We start from the raw sequence: 19,063 nt of genomic DNA on the forward strand, positions 1-19,063 counted from the left end.
CGCAACAACTAATTGTTAAATGCCCCCCCAAATGCCATTAGAAGCCGCGATTGAATATGCAAAATTGCATCCGCTTTTGACTGGAAAACAGGGTGTCAACCATCTCCACCCGGTAAGTTACTGTTTCTAACAGTGCTTGAGATAAAGCAGAGGTTGTTGATGGAATTATTTAACAAATGGCATGTTCATTTAAAAACAACATTATACGAATAGTTTGCATTGGGGATGGCATTGTGGAACAGGTTCAGAGGTAGTGAAGCAGCAACAATGTTTAGGAGTAATACATTGTCCGTTTGGTTTTGAAAAAGTGGCTGGTTATATGCACAGAAATATCGCTATTAATAAACTGAATGAAGACATAGCAAGTTATGAAAGCGATTTTGATGGAAAGTCAGGAGATATACTATTGGGTGGGGGTGGGGGTAGTGGAGAAACATGAAGATTGGGACGAATTTGACAGCTTCGATGAAATATACAAAGCGTTTTGGACGCCCACGGAAGCATTTGCTTTTGGAGATGGTTACACAAGGTTAAGATGGAACCCAGGTCTGTCTATGGAAGTTTGGTTAGTTCAACATACATTGTCATTTTTGAAAACCTATTACTTTAAAGAATATGAGCACTCCGTTGGTCAGTCTAAAACTATTTTCAATTACCTGGTGATTTAGAAGACCGGAACCCCTGTACCATAAGGGGTTCCGGTCTAAAACTCTATTATCACTGAACAGAAGGAACAATTATCCGTTTACCTTCTGGAACTGAACCATGAAATCGCTCAGTGCTTTGCACGTTTCATACGGTACTGCATTGTACGTCGATGCACGGCATCCGCCAACCGAGCGGTGACCGTTCAGCCCGACGAAACCGGCTTGCTTCGCTTCTGCGAGGAAGCGTTTTTCTGCAGCTTCATCCTTCAGTGTGAACGTAATGTTCATCAGCGAGCGACTGGCTGGTTCTGCATGACCAGCATAGAACCCGTTGCTTTGATCGATCGCGTCATAGATGAGCTTCGCTTTCGCTTCGTTTTGCTTCTCCAATGCATGGATACCGCCCAAGCCTTTTGCCCATTTAAGAACCTCGCCAAGCAAATAAATGCCGAATGTTGGAGGCGTGTTGTACAGCGAGTTATTTTTCGCATGGATGCCATATTTGAGCATCGTAGGGATGTTTTTGTTCGCTTTCTCAAGCAGGTCTTTGCGGATGATGACAACCGTCACGCCGGATGGACCGAGATTTTTTTGTGCGCCAGCATAAATCATCGCAAAATTGCTCACGTCGATTGGCTTGGACAAAATGTCACTCGACATGTCCGCAATCAAAGGAACGTCGCCTGTGTTCGGGAACTGCTTCCATTGTGTACCAAAAATCGTGTTGTTAGAAGTCAAATGTACGTATGCATCGGTTGCATTGTATTTCAATTCATCAATGGAAGGAACGGAACGGTAGTTGCCTGCTTTCGTGCTAGCAACTTCATACACGTCACCGAACAGTTTGCTTTCCTCGAACGCTTTCTCTGCCCATGCCCCAGTCATGATGTAGCCTGCTTTTTGACCAGCCTGCAAAAAGTTCATCGGAATCATCGAGAATTGCAGACTTCCTCCGCCTTGGACGAACAATACTTCATAATTTTCAGGAATGGACAACAAGTCACGCAGGTTACTGATCGCTTCATTATGAACATCTTCATATGCTGCGCTACGATGACTCAGCTCCATCACGGACATGCCTGTTGCACGGAAATCGATCAGCTCTTGTTGAGCCAATTCCAGCACTGGCAATGGGAGAGCAGATGGTCCAGCATTAAAATTGTACGCGCGGTTTACTTTTTGACTCACTTCACTCACTCCTAATGGGTATGCATTACTGGGCTTGGCTCAAAGGCATCGCCCAATTCCAAACATTTTCGTTTCTTCAAAGCAAATATTACACAAAATTCCGTTCGTTTTCCACATTTTTGCCGATAAAGTTCGTGAACAGTGTATTATCTGTAAAAAACCACTCTGACACCCATAGTCAAAATGGGTGGCATTTTTGCGAGTTTTAGAAAGAGGATAAAACATTCGAGTCACATTCGGATTTGCTGAAAAACGGAACGATAAATGGAATACCTGGAAAGCAGTCAAAGTGACATTACTTCAATACCCCATGAACATGGGAAGACGGGGGAGTTAAGCGAAACGACAGGCAACACTTCGAAAGGCATGAAGCCAACAATTCGTGTCTTTTTCACGTTGAGGAAATTTAGCGTGCTTCACCGTACAAAGGAATCATTACTCAGTAGAATATTTTTTTCGAATATTAGGGTCACTCTTGAATACTGTTTAAGGATTATAAATCATTCGTAAAATTTTCGTTACATTACGGTAAAGGAGTGCATATGGTTGTACACGGTATCCCTACAATCGGCAGGTCAGGAAGACATCCTTCGGGTGGGTACAAAAGCATTTCATTTAGCTCAATTGGTTCAAGAAAACTTCCGAGTACCACAAGGATTTATCGTTACTTCAAATGCACTCGCTCGCTTCATGATTGAGAATCATTTAGAGGAAAAAATATGGGAGGCGACTGTACCGTCAGAGATTGAGCTTGACATTGCAGCCGCCTATGAGCGACTGAAAGTGGAGACGAAAGAATCGGATCTTTCTGTTGCCGTTCGTTCTTCTTCTGCAGCAGAGGACTTGCAAGGAGCTTCTTTTGCAGGCCAATATGAAAGCATTCTCAACGTGAAAGATTTCTCTCATCTCATGGATTGCGTGAGAATGTGTTGGAGCTCCTTGTTTTCAGACAGGGTGAAGCAATATGCCCAGCAAAAAAAGATTGCGGCTGAAAATTTTCCGATGGCGGTCTTGATTCAACGTTGCATCGAAGCGGATGTCTCAGGTGTCGTTTTCAGTATGAATCCGGTAACCCAAAACAAGGAAGAGATCGTGATTAACGCGAGCTATGGGCTGGGAGAAGCAATTGTTTCCGGCATGGTTACGCCAGATAGCTTTCGTTTCAGTAAACAGCTTGCTTACATTCACAGAGATCTGGGCGGCAAAGAAATGAAACTGGTTTATGGGCAAAAGGGCGTAAAAGAAGTAGAGACAACTAGTGAAGAGCAAGAGTGCTTTTGTCTCACAGATGAGCAACTATTGTCACTGGTAAGAGAAACGAAAAAAATGGAAGCATTCTACCAGCATCCCGTCGATGTCGAATTTGCGATCAAGGCTGACCACATCTACATCCTGCAAGTGAGACCTGTTACCACAAGAGGAGGCCAGGATTGATGACGCAACTGACAGAATTTCAAAGAGAGATCATTCTGAATGAAGAAGACAAACAGAACTATTTTTGGGTACAGGATGATGTTCATTTGGCCCATGCCGTAAGCCCGTTGTTTGCGTCGTTTCAAATTCCGGCGATGACAAAAGGAACGAAAACGGCCTTTGAAAATCTCAAAATGCCACTCCGTCAATTCATGATGAAATTGGCGGATGGTCGCCTTTATCAAGCAACACTTCCTCATGAGGGAGATATGCCCTCACGGATTCGAGAGCATCAAGAGCTGGTAGGTCCCTTGTTTCCCATTCAAAAGCAAAGACTGATGGATTCCGTGGAACATATCTTCTCCCCTTTTTATCGCCAATTGGATGCATATCGAAGCCAAACGGCTACATTAGATGAAGCCAAACAAAGAGTTGAGGAACTATTTGCGTTCTACGAGAAAGCATGGCAGCTTCATTTTGAAATTGTGATGCCAAGAGGCGGACATTCGATGGCGTTGGAGGAGCTGTACACTCGACTAACTAACGAGTCGGATGCTACTGCCGTTTATGAATGTCTGTCAGGTGTGATGAACAAGACGCTGGAAACAGATCGGGAGCTATGGAAACTGGCTGTGCAGGTGAAACAGTCTGCGGTACTGGAAGGGATATTCACCGGATTTCCCACGGAAGAAATCGTATCACAGCTCGATCAACAGGAAGAAGGCAGAGCTTTTTTAACAGGCCTGCGGGCATTTCTCGAGATATACGGGTACCGTTCCCCAAACTCCCATGAATTCCTTGATGAAACCTGGATCGAAAATCCCAATCAGGTTCTATACATGATCAGCGCCTACTTGCAGAAAGAGTATGATTTTGAAAAGGAATATGCGCAAATCGTTCAAAAGCGCGAGGAGAAGGTACTTGAAACGTTAGCCAAAATGCCAGAGGGAGAAGGAAAGCAGGCGTTTATCCAATTGCATCAATGGGCGTTGGAGGCCTGGGGGCTGGATGAGGACCACCACTTCTATATTGATGCGATGCTCCCCGCGAAATCTAGGCTCTTCTTGTTACGTGTAGGGGAGATGCTTGTGGACGCGAATGTAGTGGAAGCTCCTAATGATATCTTCTTTCTGTACTATGATGAGTTGCTCGACGTATTGTCAGAACCCGCTTTGGTATCTCAAACAATAGAGCGACGGAAACAGGAGCATGAGCAGAACAAACAGAAAAGCGTGCCGCCCGTTTATGGAACACCACCAGAAGAAGTTCCAGACGATCCCATTTTGGAGCGTGTATTTGGAATAAAGACACCAGACGTGAATGAGCAGGAGAAACATTTTTCCGGATATGCGGCTTCACAGGGGCAGTACACGGGAGTTGTAAAGGTAGTGCGAGGACCTGAGGATTTTTCCAAAATCCAGACAGGCGATGTACTGGTTTGCAAAACAACGACCCCGCCATGGACGGTTCTGTTTTCAGTCGTGGGAGCCGTCGTGACCGATGCGGGCGGGATCTTATCTCACGCGGGAACCGTTGCCAGAGAGTACCGTGTGCCTTCTGTAGTGGGTACAAAAGTAGCGACGAGCGTTCTTCGGGATGGAGATATCGTCACAGTAGATGGTACCAACGGAGTGGTTCACTTTGGAAAACAATAGGCACGGACTCATGCTGCTCTCCATATTGACAGGGACTTTTTTGGTCCCTGTCAATTCAACCATGATTGCTGTTGGTTTGCCTAGCATTGTTGAATCCTTGCATAGCAGCCTGACTCATGCCTCTTGGATCATTACCGTCTATTTGATCGTGATGACCGTGCTTCAGCCGATTGCTGGAAAACTGGGGGATATTTATGGCAATCGGGAGATGTTTCTTTTAGGCATGCTGCTTTTTCTACTTTCCTCCATCGCATGTCTGTTCACGATGAATTTGCTGTGGTTGATCATTTTTCGAGCAGTCCAGGCTATCGGTGGAGCATTGGCTGCTCCGAATGCCAGCGCCATCATCAGGTATGTGACACCCAGAGAGAAAATGGGCAAGACCTTTGGATTGTTTGGTTTCTCCATGGGCATTGGCGCTGCTCTTGGCCCATTAATGGGCTCGATCTTAATCAGCTTATGGGGCTGGACGTCCATCTTCTGGATCAATGTCCCCTTTGCTTTGGTGTCGTTATGTGCATCGTTTTTTCTTTTACCAGCCATCAAAAAGGAAAAGACTGCAACGCTGGATATCTATGGATCGGTCCTTCTAGGTGTCAGTCTCATAACGCTCATTCTGTTAGTGACGCATAATGAATATAGGACGATTTGGACATTGGGACTCCTATGTATGCTCATTCTTCTGTTCATCCGGCAGGAAAAGAATTGTGAGGAACCGCTCATTCAATTTCAATTATTCAAAAACCGCATGTTTACCAGTGCCAATTTTTCTATTCTGTTTAGCAATGCCATCATGTATAGTACCATCCTGGTGATGCCCATACTTTTGCAAAATGAATTCCACTTCTCCGTGGAAACGATTGGCGTGCTGCTCTTTGTATTTTCGCTGTCGATGTCTCTGTTTTCATGGGTTGGCGGGTACCTAACAGATCGTGTTGGAAAGAAAATGATAGTTCTGCTTTCCTTTCTTTTCTCAGCCGTAGCAGTGGGCGTATATGTAGGATTCTATTCCAACCATTCACTCGTAACGATCGCAATTGGCCTGGTCATCGGAGGACTAGGGGCAGGAATAGGTTCAGCATCTATGCAAACGGCTTCGCTGCAAGCTGTTTCAAAGGAGATGTCTGGGGTTGCCTCTGGTATCTTTTCCACTTTCCGCTATGTGGGCGGTATGATCGCTTCCGTTTTAGTAAGTTTGCTAATGGATTACCATCTCCTGTTCTATACCCTTTTTTTCTTCGCATTATCAGGCATTCCCGTAGCATGGGGATTGCATGAGCCATCGATAAAAGAGAGCAATGGATGAAGTGATAGATCTTTGCTGCTCTGTATCTTGTCTATCTGCGTGAGAGTGCCACTGAGATTCCTACATCGAGTACCCTTACTGACTGCAGGTATGACCGTAATCGTAACCGTATAACGAATACGGAGAAGTTGTTGAAGTAACGGGATCGATAACGCAAAAACAAACCACGACAAAGCTGCCGCGATGATGACCGGCAGCTTTGTTACGCTAACGGGCAGAATACTAGGGATCGATAGTATACCTAGAAACTGGAGGCTAAAAACAGATAAAATGAAAAAGCAACCGTGATAGTTGCATTTAATTTGTACTTATTCGGCTATTTCATCAAGGTCTTCGTTGTAAGCCAATATTCCCCGTTTAAAGTAATGAAGTTTTTCATCTGAGGTAGTTTCCATTAAATTTGTAATCAGCAGCTCAACGCTTTCTTTGTAACTTTGGCTATTGTACAGGGCCATAGCGAGAAACACTTTAATTGCCCGGTTCTCTGGAAATTCACTCATTCCTCTGCGTAACGTCTCAACGGCTCTTTGGTAGTGTCCCCAGTAGCGGTATGTACTCCCCAATCCCATTAGGCATCTTTCAAGATCAGGCCCAGAAAGACCCAATTCAAGAGCTCGCTCATAATATGGAATAGCTTCACGTCCAAGGCCGGAATTGTCATGGGCTATTCCGGTTTGGTAATTGATCTCCGCATCATCGGGGTAATAGGAAAGTAGTTCTAATAAGTGATTTCTAACCTCACCTAATATTGCTTGATCTTGCTTGGCTCTTCCTTCTTCACGCCGTTCAATTAATTTGCTCAATTCGTCTCTTGTCATATTTTCACATCCCAAGGTCGGAAATCTTAGATGAGACTGTCTTAACATAAAAATGACTCTCATTACGTTAACAGATTCGATAGTTCAATGAGGCAGTCTAAGACTTTATTATCCATGAACAATAGCTGGAAAATAAAAAGAGCACATAAAAAGGAGCATTAGCTGTGTAGGCTAACGCTCCTTTTTATGTGCTGTCTAATGTCTAATCGGTTTCCCTTATGGCTGAGCTGGGAGTGTACGTGCCTTCACATACTCTAGCGCCTTTTGGATCAGCTCGGCAGACTCTTTACGGCTAATCTCGCCCTTTGGATTGAAGTTTCCTTTTTCATCGAGCTTCGTGAAGCCAAGCGCGAGTGCTCGCTGAATGGCACCTTGATAGGCAATATTCAGCTCGGCCTCATCCGCTAGCTTAGCAGGAACCACGTTAATCATGGGGAGAGCGTTCTTGGATTCCATAGCGCGCATCAGCTGGAAGACGAACTCTTCTTTTGTCCACATTTTATTCGGCTCAAGATCTGCCGGTAACTCCAAGCCGTTGTTTGCAGCAATGATTAACGCATTGGCATACCAGGCGCTGTTGTTCGCGTTTTTGTAGTAATCACTGGCAAGCGGGGGCTTCACAAAACGAATCGTGTCCAAATTTAAATCAAAGGCGTTAACGATCAGTTGAATCCCCTCAGCCGTCGTAATGGTAGCTTCCGGCAGGAAAAAGTCAGCTGCCAACTCATCTTGAGTTTGCTGTTCAACCATGATGTGCATGGTATCTTTATCCACTGTAGTATTCTGATCCGTGAAGAAAGTAGCAGCGGACGCGCCATGCTGCAAGAAACCTGCAGACAGAAGAGCGAAAGTGGAAAGTGCGAGAATAGTACGGTTCATTTTCATGGAAGAGACCACCTTTTCTTATGAGTAGTTGATTGGTTGGAACGATTTCAAGAGGAGCATGAACTTGCATTTACTTCAAATCTACTTATTTTTCAAAACGTTTACTTTACCAATACTTAACTTAGATGTGCTGCTCTAGCAACACGTCACGAAATTCTTGTATTTGTTGAACCGTTTGAAGCCATCTTGAGTACTACCAATACCCGTAACCTTCTTGATGCTCGTTAGTCTGCCCGTTTCCCCACCTCAGCTTCCATGTTGCTAGTTACTATTCTTTAGACGGTAATAATTCGTAAGTGTTACATGGAATTTTACTGATATATTTTTTATTTTTATTCCGGGTTCTAGGAACACTCCTGACCGATTTTCAGACGTTACCGCTAGTAGCTATTGGAAGCTAAAATATGATTCCCCCTCTGATAGATAAGTAAGTATGTTGCGTACATTCTGACGATAGGTTATAGATAAACGTTTCAATGAAAAGTGTATGGAAATTGCAAATGAAAGCAAAGAGGCACTCCTGACAAACGGAGTGGATTCACCTGAACGGTGTTCCCGACTGCGTTGCCGAGGGGTGCCCTTTTATTTTTCTAGAAAGGAGCGTTTTCGTTCAAATACATGTCTTGCATATGCTTCCGCTTATTCACAGTAAGCCCCAGCGAGTCCAGGTACTGATCGATGGAACCGTATTGCTTTTTGATCTCGTCAAAAGCTGTTTGCAAATAGGAAGGGCGCACGACAAGCACGGCTCTGACAGCATCTGCCTGATCAACGTTTGAGAACGTGGAAATGATTGCATTCATGAGTTTAGAGTTATACGCCTCGTTGTATTTGTTGACCGATTCCCTGCCAGCTAAAAGTCAATTGGCCATCTAATTGGCGCTCGACGGTTGCCTGTGCAAACTGTGGCTGCACAACAGGTTTCGTAACTTCTGTCGCAATGACTGTGTTACCTGTACACAGCAGCAGAAGTGCTAGCAGGATAAAAACGAGGTCTTTCTTCATTGGAAAGCTCATGTCTTGTCCACACCTTTCAGATGAATAAAGTCATGGACATCGTGTTGCAAATCATATGCCAGCACGGAAAGGAGTACAAAGGCCACAAAGGATTACCCGTACTTAACAAAGTATAAGATCGGACTAAAAATGGGACAAAACATCCAGTTCGTTCATCTACTTCAAATGAAGACTGTCGTAAAAATTCTCATCTCTTTCGCATTCTCTCTCGCGCTTTCTCGAGGATTCTCATAATTGAGCATTCAAAATAATCCCGTATAAAAAACTGCGAAAGATTTGATAATCGGGAAGGCGAACGGAGAAGAGAAGAGCGGGGAAAAGGAATGTCACTCTCGCGTAAGCCGTTCCTCTATCTCTGTCTCCAACAGCTGATAGATTTGAATGGCGATACTGATATCGAGAAACTGCTTCTGGTTCGTCAGGGATATCCCTAAAATCTCTTCCATTCTCTTTACACGATAAATCAGCGTATTCAGGTGGATATTGAGTGCACTTGCTGTTTCTTTCATCTTCAGGCTATGATCCAGAAAGGATGTGAGCGTATGTAAAAACTCTCTTTTCCTTGATTTTTCATAGCGCAGCAGAGGCCCTAGGTTCTCTAAGACGTAATCCAATAAATCTTCTGTATCATTTTGGAGCAGCAGCCGTTTGCTCCCCAGCTCCGGGTAACTCAAATAGGGCTGCTCCATTTTGTAATTCTTCAAAAAGGTGACGCAGCGAATAGACTCCTCCGAAGATTTATAGACGTCTTTAAGCCCCTTTTTGATGCCTCCAATCCCTATCGATGCCTTCAGCCCCCAATTTTTTATGTAGATGGCAGCTGTGAATCTTTGGCATTGGTCTTCAATAGCACTTCGAATGTCCTTCCAGGATTGATGACTCGCAAAAGAGAGCAAGACCACTAATTGCTCCTGCTTGGCTACGATCATTCCAAGGGGATGCGTCTGTAGAAAGGAGTCTGTAGCGATCTGGATGAGATTCCTTCGAGCGGCAAGCAAGCGATCGTAAAAGTCAGTGGATTCACGTCGATCATTTTCAAAGTTGATTGTAAGTACTTGATAGGAGCGGTGAGGGTCCATATGCAAATGCTTGGCTTGTTCGATTAAGCGGGAGCTGATATGGCCTGTAAAAAGCTGTTCAATAAATTGCCCCCTCAGATTTTGCTCCGTTTCAAAAACGGCTTGCTCTTTGACCAATTCAAAAGAGATGACCGTACATACGTGCTCGAGAGCGGCCATGTTCACTTCGTCCAGTGGCTTTTCACTGAGAAGCGCGAGATAGCCTAAAAAATTCGGCTTGGCTCCTATCGGGAAAACCATGCAGCCATTGGGCGTCTTCCTAGTGCCAAAAGGAGGATAGGCCGCTCCATGCGTCAAGGCGGATGGAATCGAGTGCTGAATGGTTTCCAGCTTGGTTTTTGCCTGGTATTCCATTTCTGTGAAGGCAGGGGCGGAAGACAGGATTTCTCCCATTTGATCCAGGAGGATGATCGGCTGCTCCATGAGATGATGCACATGATCGAGGATAGCGCTCACGCCTTCTCCTTGCAAAACAAGGGCTGCCAAGCTTTGATGTATCTCCAATGATCGATTTAGTAGATGATTTTGCTTCTTCATCTGGGTATTCAGCGTTTCCAGCAGCTCAACCGATTTTTCTTTGTCCCGGTATAAATTCGCTTTTTCCAAGGCGATCGCAGCTTGATGCGAGATGGCTTCCAACAGCTGCATATCTTCGGGTTTAAAAGAAGCATCTGGTCGAAAGCAGTCCAGAGTGATGACGCCGATACACTCACCGTTGGACATGATGGGAGCGCTCGCTGCTGAGGTGGGAAAGATCGGGTCAGCCTCACGCAGTCTCTGTTGATTGGACGTAGACATGGTACTTGCCGCTCGCTGCACACTCTCGCGATCCGGAAAATGCGTGCACGTTTTTCGAAGAAAGGTAATGCCTGTCATCGATTCGCCAGGCTTAAGACGAACGACAGAGAGCACGTCATTGTCTCGGAGAAATACGCTTTTTGCAACCAAGTAGTCATCTGTGGGGTCGTACAGAAACAGGAAACCTTCATCAGCCGCTTCAATAACAGCGAGCGTTTCTTTCATGATGGTATTAAAAACAACGTCCAGGTCGAGCGTGGAATTAATCGCGTTGGACACCTGGATCAACATCTGCAATTGTCCGTGACTCAGATCACTTTTCATGTGGCCACCTTTACTAGAGAGGATGGGAAAAACGGGCTTACCTGGTAGGGACACCCATCTCTATTATAAAAGAACTCGGATCATCCTCTCTCGATTTTCGTAGAAAACATGCAGAGAGAAAAAGAGGGGGATTATGAAGGAAACGACGTTTGAGATTCCACGAATGTGGCACTGAGCCCACACATGTTTTAGATATTTTTTTATATTCTTTAATTTCAGTATTTACTAAAAACTCTAAACGTATTAGTATTAATAACACAGAATGAAAAAGCCTCTGCAAATCTAATGGCTATTGTTTTGGGGGGAGGGGGAGTTTGTCCAGGAGTTAGTCATCGCTGCAATCACGTTGTTATCTGGTAAAAGGAATGACATTACATGATGAATGGTTCGTGCTATTCGGAAGGAGCATTTATTTTGAGTAAAATTACCCCCGAAATTCTCGCATTTATCGAAGAAATCGGTCTAGACTTTGAACGCCAAAATCTGCCTAGAGTCGCGGGGCGCATTATGGGACTTCTCATGGTGTCAAGCAGTCCATTGTCTTCTCAGCAAATCGCGTCGACCCTGCAAATTAGCCTGGGTGCTGTTTCTACGAATATAAACCTGATGCTTCGAGATGGCTTAGTTGAAAAAAAGACACTTATTGGGGATCGCATGAACTATTACGTCCTGCCATCGGATTACCTTGAACAAGAATTGATCTATATGATCACAGCCGCATTTACCAGACAAGCCATATTCAAAAAGCATCATGATGCAGTGAAAGAGGATGACGCGGTTGACAAACGATTTAAGGACTGGATTCAAGGAACTGATTATCTGATCGAGATGTATGAGCGATACTTAGCAGAGCTGCGTGCAAGTAAAAGTGAGAATAATTCCGTGAATAAGAATGCTAGACAATTAGATCGATTCAAATCATGAAGCAATCGATACTTTCTATCAGGATGGATGGGAGCAAACTATGATCACTTACTTACGCAAGCGAATCATTACTGCCATTCTCGTCATCATCGTATCGCTATCTATTAATTTTATGCTCGTCCACTTGGCACCTGGCAATCCGATCAGCCTGATCGCGGGCAAAGACAATCCTTCCCCGGAGATGGTCGCAGCATTGACGGAAAAGTACGGCTTGAACGATCCCATCTACATACAATTCTTCAAGTACATCGGGACGCTCTTGAAAGGAGATTTGGGCTACTCTCTGATCAATAATGAGCCGGTCATCAAGCTGATTGCCGAAAAAATGGGACCTACGTTGCTGCTCGCTCTGACGGGACTGATTCTGGCGGTCGTCATCGGAACAGCGCTCGGCATCTACGCGGCGCGGCACAAAGGTTCTCCTTTTGATGTTGTGATGAACGGCATTTCCTACCTCTTTGATTCCACACCAGGCTTCTGGTTGGGCCTCATGCTGATCCTCGTATTCGCTTCGCTGTTAAAATGGCTGCCGACTGCCGGAATGGTAGATTTGCGAGCGAGTCATACCGGCTTTGCTTACGTGCTGGATGTCTTGCTCCACCTGATTCTGCCGCTCTTGACCGTCGTCCTGAGTCAGATCCCTTACTTTTTCCGAATTGCGAGATCATCGGTGATTCAGGTCATGGCCGAGGATTTCATTACCACCTTGCGTGCCACTGGCATGAAAGAAGGCAGAATTTTCCGAAAGTATGTCTTTAAAAACGCGATTCTCCCTACTGTTACCGTCTTTGGACTCAGCCTGGCTTATGTAGTAGCGGGTGTAGCCATTATTGAAATTGTATTTTCCTGGCCTGGGACAGGCAAGCTGCTGATGGATGCCATCATGAAGCGAGATTATCCCTTGCTTATGGGAGTCTATCTGATTTTATCCGTGTCGATTGCGGTTTGTATGATTCTAGTGGATGTGATCTATTCGATGATCGACCCACGAATTAGACATAACGAAAAAGGATAGGGGATAAAGCGGTGAACGTAAAACGAAATCGGATGAGAGCGAGAGTCACAAACACCCTTCAAGTGATCAACAGTATCACACAGTTGAAAATCGGGCTGTGCTTACTAGCTGTTATTATTCTTTTAGCTTTATTTGCACCGTTTCTAGCCGTATACGATCCTTTTGCGCTCAACGATGATTTGCTCGCCCCGCCGGGCTCACAGTATTTATTGGGGACCGATGGGTTGGGCAGGGATGTATTCAGCGAGCTTCTGTATGGCGCGCGGACTTCCATTTTCATCGGTGTCGTAGCGGCGGCGATTTCCGGAGTACTAGGTACGCTGATCGGAGGTCTGTCAGGCTTTTACAGGGGAAAGCTGGATAGCGTACTGTCCGAATTCGTCAATGTCTTTTTGATGCTGCCAACCTTTTTTCTCATTCTGTTGATTGTGGCGCTCTTTGGGTCCAGCATGCTCAATGTGATGCTGGTTATCGGGGTTACGACTTGGACGGGAAATGCGGTGTTAATGCGAGCGCAAGCCATGTCACTGCGGGAGCGTACCTACGTAAAATCTTTGCAGAGCATCGGTGTCAGTAAATTCAAAATTTTAACCAAGCACATTATTCCAAACGGGATCTTCCCGATCATTGCCAATACGACGATGAACATTTCTGGGGCCATATTGACGGAAGCCGGATTGAGCTTCTTGGGCTTAGGTGATCCCAATCTCGTCAGCTGGGGACAGATGGTGTTCCATGGTAAGTCCTATTTGGTAAACGGCTGGTGGATTTCTACCTTCTCGGGCTTTGCCATTGTCGTGACGGTTTTGGCATTTTACTTAATTGGGGACGGTCTCAACCATGTGCTTAGTCCAAAGCTGCGAGACATTAAATAGAAGCCCGGAAGAAGGTGAATGACATGCCCTTGCTATCCATTCAAAATCTGCAGGTGAAATATCGCGTTAAAAATAAGGAGATCCACGCTGTCAACAACATTTCCTTTGACGTGGAGCAGCAGGATTCCGTGGGAATTGTGGGCGAATCCGGCTCTGGCAAATCTACCTTGGCAATGGCCTTGCTGAGGCTGCTGCCAGAACGGATTGCCGAGGTGAGTGGCGAGGTCCTTTTTGCGGGAGAAAATCTGCTGACACTCGATGATGAGCGATTAAAAGCACGGCGCTGGACAGAGATGGCCGTTGTCTTTCAAAAGTCGATGAGCGCATTGAGTCCGGTTCACAAGATTGGATATCAGATGGCGGATATTTACAAGGTTCATGCGAAGACAGCGACAAAGGAGCAGGCCAAAGCCCGGATACTCGAGCTGCTGGAAATGGTCAACCTGCCTGCGCGCGTATATACGATGTATCCGCATGAGCTGTCAGGAGGAATGATGCAGCGGGTATCCATCGCGCTCAGCCTGATGCATAATCCCAAGCTGCTGATTTTGGATGAAGCGACTACCGCACTCGATGTCGTGACACAGGGCCAGATTCTAAAAGAAATCATGCAGCTGGAGGAGCGGTTGAACATCGCGCGGATCATGATCACCCATGATATGTCCGTGGTTGCGACCACCTGTAAAAAAGTGGCGGTGATGTACGCAGGAAATCTGCTGGAGTTCGGGCTGGTCAAAGACATTATTGCGGCACCCGAGCATCCGTATACGAAGGGCTTGCTGCAGTCCATCCCAGCTTTAAAGGGGGAGCGTGGGGAATTGATAGGCATAGCTGGTTCTCTACCGGACCTTAGCAAGAGCCCGTCAGGCTGTATTTTTGCCGATCGATGCCCGTCAAGAAAGCCAACATGTGAAACGGAAACACCGATTCGCCGCACATTGGCGGACGGACGCATGGTCGCATGCCACATAGCGGGGAGTTGAAGTGCATGAAGACACAGGAGTACGTCTTGTCAGCTACAGATGTAGTGAAGTGGTACAGCCAGCGAGTCAAGTCAGAAAGATTTCGGTTCCGTTCCGCAAGCAAGACTGTGAAAGCCGTAGATGGCGTAAGTCTGCAGATAAAAGCGGGAGAGATCATGGGAATCATCGGGGAATCGGGCTGCGGCAAATCCACTTTGGGCAAAATGCTGGTGCGATTGGAGAACCCTACCTCCGGAGATATTTCCGTACACGGGGTATCCTCTGACCAAATGCTGAAGGAAGATCAGCTGCAATTCCGCAGGACGGTCCAGATCGTGTTTCAAAACCCTTTTGACACGTTTGATCCGCGTACAACCATCGAAAGAATTTTAACGGATACACTGAAGCTGCATAAAATCGGGGAGACTCACGAAGAGCGATATGAGATCGCAGCCAAAGCCTTGGAAGATGTCGGATTGCAGCCAGCGGATGACTATTTGTATCGCTATCCTTTCGAACTGTCAGGCGGTCAGCTCCAGCGGATCTCGATTCTTCGGGCGATGCTTTTGAAGCCGAGCTTTCTTGTCGCGGATGAACCGGTTTCGATGCTGGACGTATCCGTGCGGGCAGAAATCATTAAAATGCTGAAAGACTTGGTGAAAAATCACAACACAGCGCTGGTTTTCATCAGTCATGACATCAGTACGACTCGTTACATCTCCGACAACGTCTCCGTTATGTATCTCGGCAGAATTATCGAGTCGGGTGCAACAGACGATGTCCTGCATCATCCGCAGCATCCCTATACAAAGGTACTGCTTTCCAACACAGCGTCGATCGATCTGACGGAAAAAAGAGAGGTTATTACCATCGATGGCGAACCACCTACCCCCATTGATCATGGGCCAGGCTGCTACTTTGCACCAAGGTGCTACATGGCGCAGGATATTTGCTTGAAAGAATACCCCAAGCGTGTAGAAGTCAAGGACAACCACTGGGCAGCGTGTCATTTTACACAGTAGTCGCAGCTGAAAATCGTTACAAACGGGTTAGGTGAAAAGAAAGTGTTGGTACGCGTCTGGTCAAAAAGTAGTTGAGAATCTGATTTTGTCTATTGGGGGGAGAACGATGAAAAAATTGGCTTCCATGGTGTGCGTACTGCTGTTGTCAGTAGGATTGCTTGCTGGATGTGGGGGGGCGCCAAATGACAGCTCTGCCGCACCTGCAGGCGGAACTGCAGAGACTGGCCCGAAAAAGGGCGGAACGATCATCGTAGGATTAAATGGCGATCCGACGACGTACAATCCCGATTTCAAGGGAGATGACAACGGATTTGCCATTTATCAAAACATTTTTAACCGGTTGTACAAAATTAACAACAAGCAAGAGATCGTGCCCGATCTGGCAGAGAGCTATGCGCTTTCTTCCGATGGAAAGGAACTGACCTTCCATTTGCATAAAAACGTGAAATGGCATGATGGAAAGCCGTTTTCGTCAGCAGATGTAAAGTTCACGTACGACACGATTATCAAGGAAAAGGGGCAAATTTCCGGCTCGTTGTCTTCGATTCAGGAAATTACCACACCGGACGACAATACAGTAGTCTTCAAGCTCAAGCAAAATGACTCCGCTCTTCTGGGATACTTGTCTTGGTATGGATGCTTTATCATGCCCAAGCATTTGTATGAAGGAACAGATTGGGGAACGAATCCTGCAAACCAAAAACCTGTTGGGACAGGGCCGTTCAAGTTTGTCGAGCATCAAAAAGGAGTCAGCATCACGTTGGAAAGAAATGACGAATATTGGGGCGATGTGCCGTATTTAGATCGGGTGGTCTTTTCGATCATGTCGGACTCCAATACAGCGACGCAGGCTTTATACAACGGACAGCTGGACTTCCTGGGAATCGAGCCACCCCTTGCCGAGGCAGAGCGATTTATGAGCGACCCGCAGTTGAAAGCAGGCAAGCAGAATTGGCCGTCCCGCTTCCATGTCGCTTTTAACGTCAGTGAAGGACCATTTGCCAACCTTAAGCTGAGAGAGGCTGTGGCTTATGGCATCAACAGGGATGAAGTCATCAAAAAGGCGCTAAAAGGAGTAGGACTGAGTGCGAAGACGGCCATGACGCCTTTGTATCAATGGGCGTTAAATTCTACGGATGTCTATCCGGATCGCAATGTCGAAAAAGCCAAGAAGCTGATGGAAGATGCCGGCTACAAAGCGGACAGCAAAGGGATGTACCTAACTGCGACACTCGATGTCTTTAATTCCGAGCCGTTCCCGGATATCGCGACGGTACTCAAGGATAACTTAAAAGACATCGGAATCGACGTGAAAATCAATGTCATGGAAGGTGCTGCTTGGGACGAAAAGGTATGGAATAACAAAAACTATGAATTTACGCTCCTCAGCGGCTACCAAGGGCCGGACCCAGGTGGCCTGTATGGTAGATTTGCATCTGAGGGTACGATGAACATCATGAAGTATTCCAATCCGAAGCTGGATGAAAATCTGAAGAAAGGTGCTGCTCTGGTAAAAGAAGAAGAACGCGCTCCTTTCTATAAAGAAGCGCAAAAGCTTCTCGTAGCGGATAAACCGATGGTGCCGATTGCGGAACAAATAGGGGTGGTGCCTTATCAAGCGTACATCATGGGTGCGCCAACTTCGCCGGAAGCTATCCAGAAAACGGGCTTTACGGAGTTTACGTACGTTTGGATCAACAAATAACGGATAAACAGGAGGAGGATTGACGAATGAATATTAGCAAGATTGTCGAGAATGTCCCCAACTACGAAGTCTTTCTGACGGTTGATGAACTCGATGCGAGTACGCGGCAGCTGGCGAGCGATTATCCAGATATTGTGACGCTTTTTGAAGCGGGGAAATCGAGAGCTGGCCACCCTATCCTGGGATTGAAAATCGGAGACGGGGAGAAAAACGCACTCTGCTTTGCTCTCCCTCATCCGAATGAGCCAATCGGGGCCATGACTTTGGAATATATGTCGCGAGCTTTGGCAGAAGATGAAGACTTTCGCAGAGAATCGGGCTATACCTGGTACATCATCAAGTGCGTCGATCCCGATGGTACGAAATTAAACGAAGGATGGTTTAAAGGTCCTTACAATATCTACAACTATATTAAAAACTTCTTCCGGCCCGGCAGTGTCCAGCAGGTAGAATGGACCTTCCCCGTTACCTACAGAAACTTGCACTTTAACACTCCGATGCCGGAAACACAGGCTATCATGAAAGTCATCGATGAGACCAAGCCAGAGTTTCTCTATTCGCTGCACAACGCAGGCTTCGGTGGCGCTTATTGGTACATTACCCATGCGTACGAGGACATTTACGAGGATCTACGTGCAACTGCGGTTAAGCATGGCGTGGCTCTGCATTTAGGTGAGCCGGAATCTCCTTCTTGCACGAAGCTTTCCGAAGCTATCTATAAAATGATGGGAATAACAGAAGAGTACGATTATCTGGAAAAGTATTCAGATGTGGCACCAGAGTCGCTCATCACATGCGGGACTACCAGCGCGGATTATGCGCTAGAGAAAAATGACTGCGTGACTTTATTGACGGAGCTGCCGTATTTCTTTGATGCGCGGATCCAGGATATGAGCGACAGTACGATCACGAGGAGGGAAGCGATCGAGAAAAACATCGAGATGAACCAGAAGCATTGCAAGAAAATGGACGAATTCTTATCGGGTATTCGCAAGTATATCGTTCCAGAAAATCCATTTGTGATTCTGGTAGAACAGATGATTACCTTTACCAAATCGGCAGAGGGTGCCAAACGTAAATGGGCGGAGGCACCGGAATTCGAGCTCCCAGCGAAGGTTTCCGAGGTCTTGGATAACACTGTCATTGCACGGTTTTACAACAGCTTGTCGGCGGGACTGATCGCTCGCGGTGCAGAGTACGAGATGGAAAGGCTGAAAAAGGAAGGAAATGCCGAAGAGCAAGCTTTGGCAGACCTGGAAGACGCGAGAAACCGGGCAGCAGCCTATCTAGTGGAAAGCTGCGACAAGCTCGAGCAAGACCTCGACTACACGGTCGTTCCGATTCAAAAGCTGGTGCAGATTCAGATCGAGAGTGGTTTGATCGTAGCCGCGCGCAGGCTGCGAGCATAAATATCCTTTTGTTGTACAAGC

The 19,063-nt window shown here is 46.2% G+C and carries 18 protein-coding genes; 12 read left to right on the forward strand and 6 right to left on the reverse strand.

Going from position 1 to position 19,063, the window contains the following annotated elements; translation table 11 throughout:
* Positions 1 to 253: 253 nt before the first annotated feature.
* Positions 254 to 439: a hypothetical protein gene (locus tag EDM55_RS29935; RefSeq protein WP_139228125.1), complete on the forward strand. Its 186-nt coding sequence runs from the start codon at positions 254 to 256 to the stop codon at positions 437 to 439.
* The gene (locus tag EDM55_RS11165; protein ID WP_139228126.1) at positions 426 to 668 is read left to right on the forward strand and encodes a hypothetical protein; all 243 of its coding nucleotides are present in this window, start codon (positions 426 to 428) and stop codon (positions 666 to 668) included. Before EDM55_RS29935 ends, EDM55_RS11165 begins: the two co-directional genes overlap by 14 nt.
* A gap of 69 nt (positions 669 to 737) precedes the next feature.
* Here the strand turns inward: EDM55_RS11165 and serC are convergent, their stop codons facing one another.
* Complete coding sequence (serC, locus tag EDM55_RS11170; RefSeq protein ID WP_092276384.1) at positions 738 to 1,835, reverse strand: 3-phosphoserine/phosphohydroxythreonine transaminase; 1,098 nt, start codon at positions 1,833 to 1,835, stop codon at positions 738 to 740.
* Between the two features lie 546 nt (positions 1,836 to 2,381).
* Here serC and EDM55_RS11175 point away from each other — a divergent pair.
* The 3 genes from EDM55_RS11175 to EDM55_RS11185 are packed head-to-tail and all read left to right on the forward strand — an operon-like array spanning position 2,382 to position 6,209.
* Positions 2,382 to 3,269 carry a PEP/pyruvate-binding domain-containing protein gene (locus tag EDM55_RS11175; RefSeq protein WP_170184297.1) on the forward strand — a complete coding sequence of 296 codons (888 nt, stop codon included), beginning with the start codon at positions 2,382 to 2,384 and terminating at the stop codon, positions 3,267 to 3,269.
* The gene (locus tag EDM55_RS31300) at positions 3,269 to 4,903 is read left to right on the forward strand and encodes a PEP-utilizing enzyme (protein ID WP_122960366.1); all 1,635 of its coding nucleotides are present in this window, start codon (positions 3,269 to 3,271) and stop codon (positions 4,901 to 4,903) included. The genes EDM55_RS11175 and EDM55_RS31300 overlap by 1 nt, the downstream gene beginning before the upstream one ends.
* Positions 4,890 to 6,209 (forward strand): MFS transporter, encoded by a 1,320-nt coding sequence (locus EDM55_RS11185; protein WP_122960367.1) that lies wholly within the window; start codon positions 4,890 to 4,892, stop codon positions 6,207 to 6,209. Before EDM55_RS31300 ends, EDM55_RS11185 begins: the two co-directional genes overlap by 14 nt.
* Before the next feature lie 308 nt (positions 6,210 to 6,517).
* Here EDM55_RS11185 and EDM55_RS11190 read toward each other — a convergent pair whose 3' ends face one another.
* The 5 genes from EDM55_RS11190 to EDM55_RS11210 all read right to left on the reverse strand — a co-directional run bounded on the left by EDM55_RS11190 (position 6,518) and on the right by EDM55_RS11210 (position 11,130).
* The gene (locus EDM55_RS11190; RefSeq protein WP_092276397.1) at positions 6,518 to 7,027 is read right to left on the reverse strand and encodes a tetratricopeptide repeat protein; all 510 of its coding nucleotides are present in this window, start codon (positions 7,025 to 7,027) and stop codon (positions 6,518 to 6,520) included.
* A 216-nt stretch (positions 7,028 to 7,243) separates the two neighbouring features.
* Positions 7,244 to 7,912: an S-layer homology domain-containing protein gene (locus EDM55_RS11195; RefSeq protein ID WP_122960368.1), complete on the reverse strand. Its 669-nt coding sequence runs from the start codon at positions 7,910 to 7,912 to the stop codon at positions 7,244 to 7,246.
* Positions 7,913 to 8,502: 590 nt separating this feature from the next.
* Positions 8,503 to 8,715: a tyrosine-protein phosphatase gene (locus EDM55_RS11200; protein ID WP_092276404.1), complete on the reverse strand. Its 213-nt coding sequence runs from the start codon at positions 8,713 to 8,715 to the stop codon at positions 8,503 to 8,505.
* A 10-nt stretch (positions 8,716 to 8,725) separates the two neighbouring features.
* Complete coding sequence (locus tag EDM55_RS11205) at positions 8,726 to 8,929, reverse strand: hypothetical protein (RefSeq protein ID WP_092276407.1); 204 nt, start codon at positions 8,927 to 8,929, stop codon at positions 8,726 to 8,728.
* A 326-nt stretch (positions 8,930 to 9,255) separates the two neighbouring features.
* Positions 9,256 to 11,130 carry a helix-turn-helix domain-containing protein gene (locus EDM55_RS11210; RefSeq protein WP_122960369.1) on the reverse strand — a complete coding sequence of 625 codons (1,875 nt, stop codon included), beginning with the start codon at positions 11,128 to 11,130 and terminating at the stop codon, positions 9,256 to 9,258.
* Between the two features lie 414 nt (positions 11,131 to 11,544).
* Between EDM55_RS11210 and EDM55_RS11215 the strand changes: the two genes are divergently transcribed.
* The 7 genes from EDM55_RS11215 to EDM55_RS11245 all read left to right on the forward strand — a co-directional run bounded on the left by EDM55_RS11215 (position 11,545) and on the right by EDM55_RS11245 (position 19,042).
* Positions 11,545 to 12,054: a GbsR/MarR family transcriptional regulator gene (locus EDM55_RS11215; RefSeq protein WP_139228127.1), complete on the forward strand. Its 510-nt coding sequence runs from the start codon at positions 11,545 to 11,547 to the stop codon at positions 12,052 to 12,054.
* A gap of 40 nt (positions 12,055 to 12,094) precedes the next feature.
* Positions 12,095 to 13,069, forward strand: coding sequence for an ABC transporter permease (locus EDM55_RS11220; RefSeq protein WP_092276416.1), 975 nt, complete (start codon positions 12,095 to 12,097; stop codon positions 13,067 to 13,069).
* Positions 13,070 to 13,080: 11 nt separating this feature from the next.
* The gene (locus EDM55_RS11225; protein ID WP_218033677.1) at positions 13,081 to 13,944 is read left to right on the forward strand and encodes an ABC transporter permease; all 864 of its coding nucleotides are present in this window, start codon (positions 13,081 to 13,083) and stop codon (positions 13,942 to 13,944) included.
* A gap of 23 nt (positions 13,945 to 13,967) precedes the next feature.
* On the forward strand, positions 13,968 to 14,927 hold the full coding sequence (locus EDM55_RS11230) for an ABC transporter ATP-binding protein (RefSeq protein ID WP_122960370.1): 960 nt from the start codon (positions 13,968 to 13,970) through the stop codon (positions 14,925 to 14,927).
* Positions 14,928 to 14,932: 5 nt separating this feature from the next.
* Complete coding sequence (locus EDM55_RS11235; RefSeq protein ID WP_122960371.1) at positions 14,933 to 15,928, forward strand: oligopeptide/dipeptide ABC transporter ATP-binding protein; 996 nt, start codon at positions 14,933 to 14,935, stop codon at positions 15,926 to 15,928.
* 106 nt (positions 15,929 to 16,034) lie between these two features.
* Positions 16,035 to 17,633 carry an ABC transporter substrate-binding protein gene (locus tag EDM55_RS11240; RefSeq protein WP_092276423.1) on the forward strand — a complete coding sequence of 533 codons (1,599 nt, stop codon included), beginning with the start codon at positions 16,035 to 16,037 and terminating at the stop codon, positions 17,631 to 17,633.
* A 26-nt stretch (positions 17,634 to 17,659) separates the two neighbouring features.
* Positions 17,660 to 19,042 carry a M14 family zinc carboxypeptidase gene (locus EDM55_RS11245; RefSeq protein ID WP_092276426.1) on the forward strand — a complete coding sequence of 461 codons (1,383 nt, stop codon included), beginning with the start codon at positions 17,660 to 17,662 and terminating at the stop codon, positions 19,040 to 19,042.
* The last annotated feature ends 21 nt before the right edge of the window (positions 19,043 to 19,063 follow it).

Origin of the sequence: Brevibacillus centrosporus, assembly GCF_003710815.1 — a bacterium.
In the GTDB taxonomy this organism is placed as follows: domain Bacteria; phylum Bacillota; class Bacilli; order Brevibacillales; family Brevibacillaceae; genus Brevibacillus; species Brevibacillus centrosporus.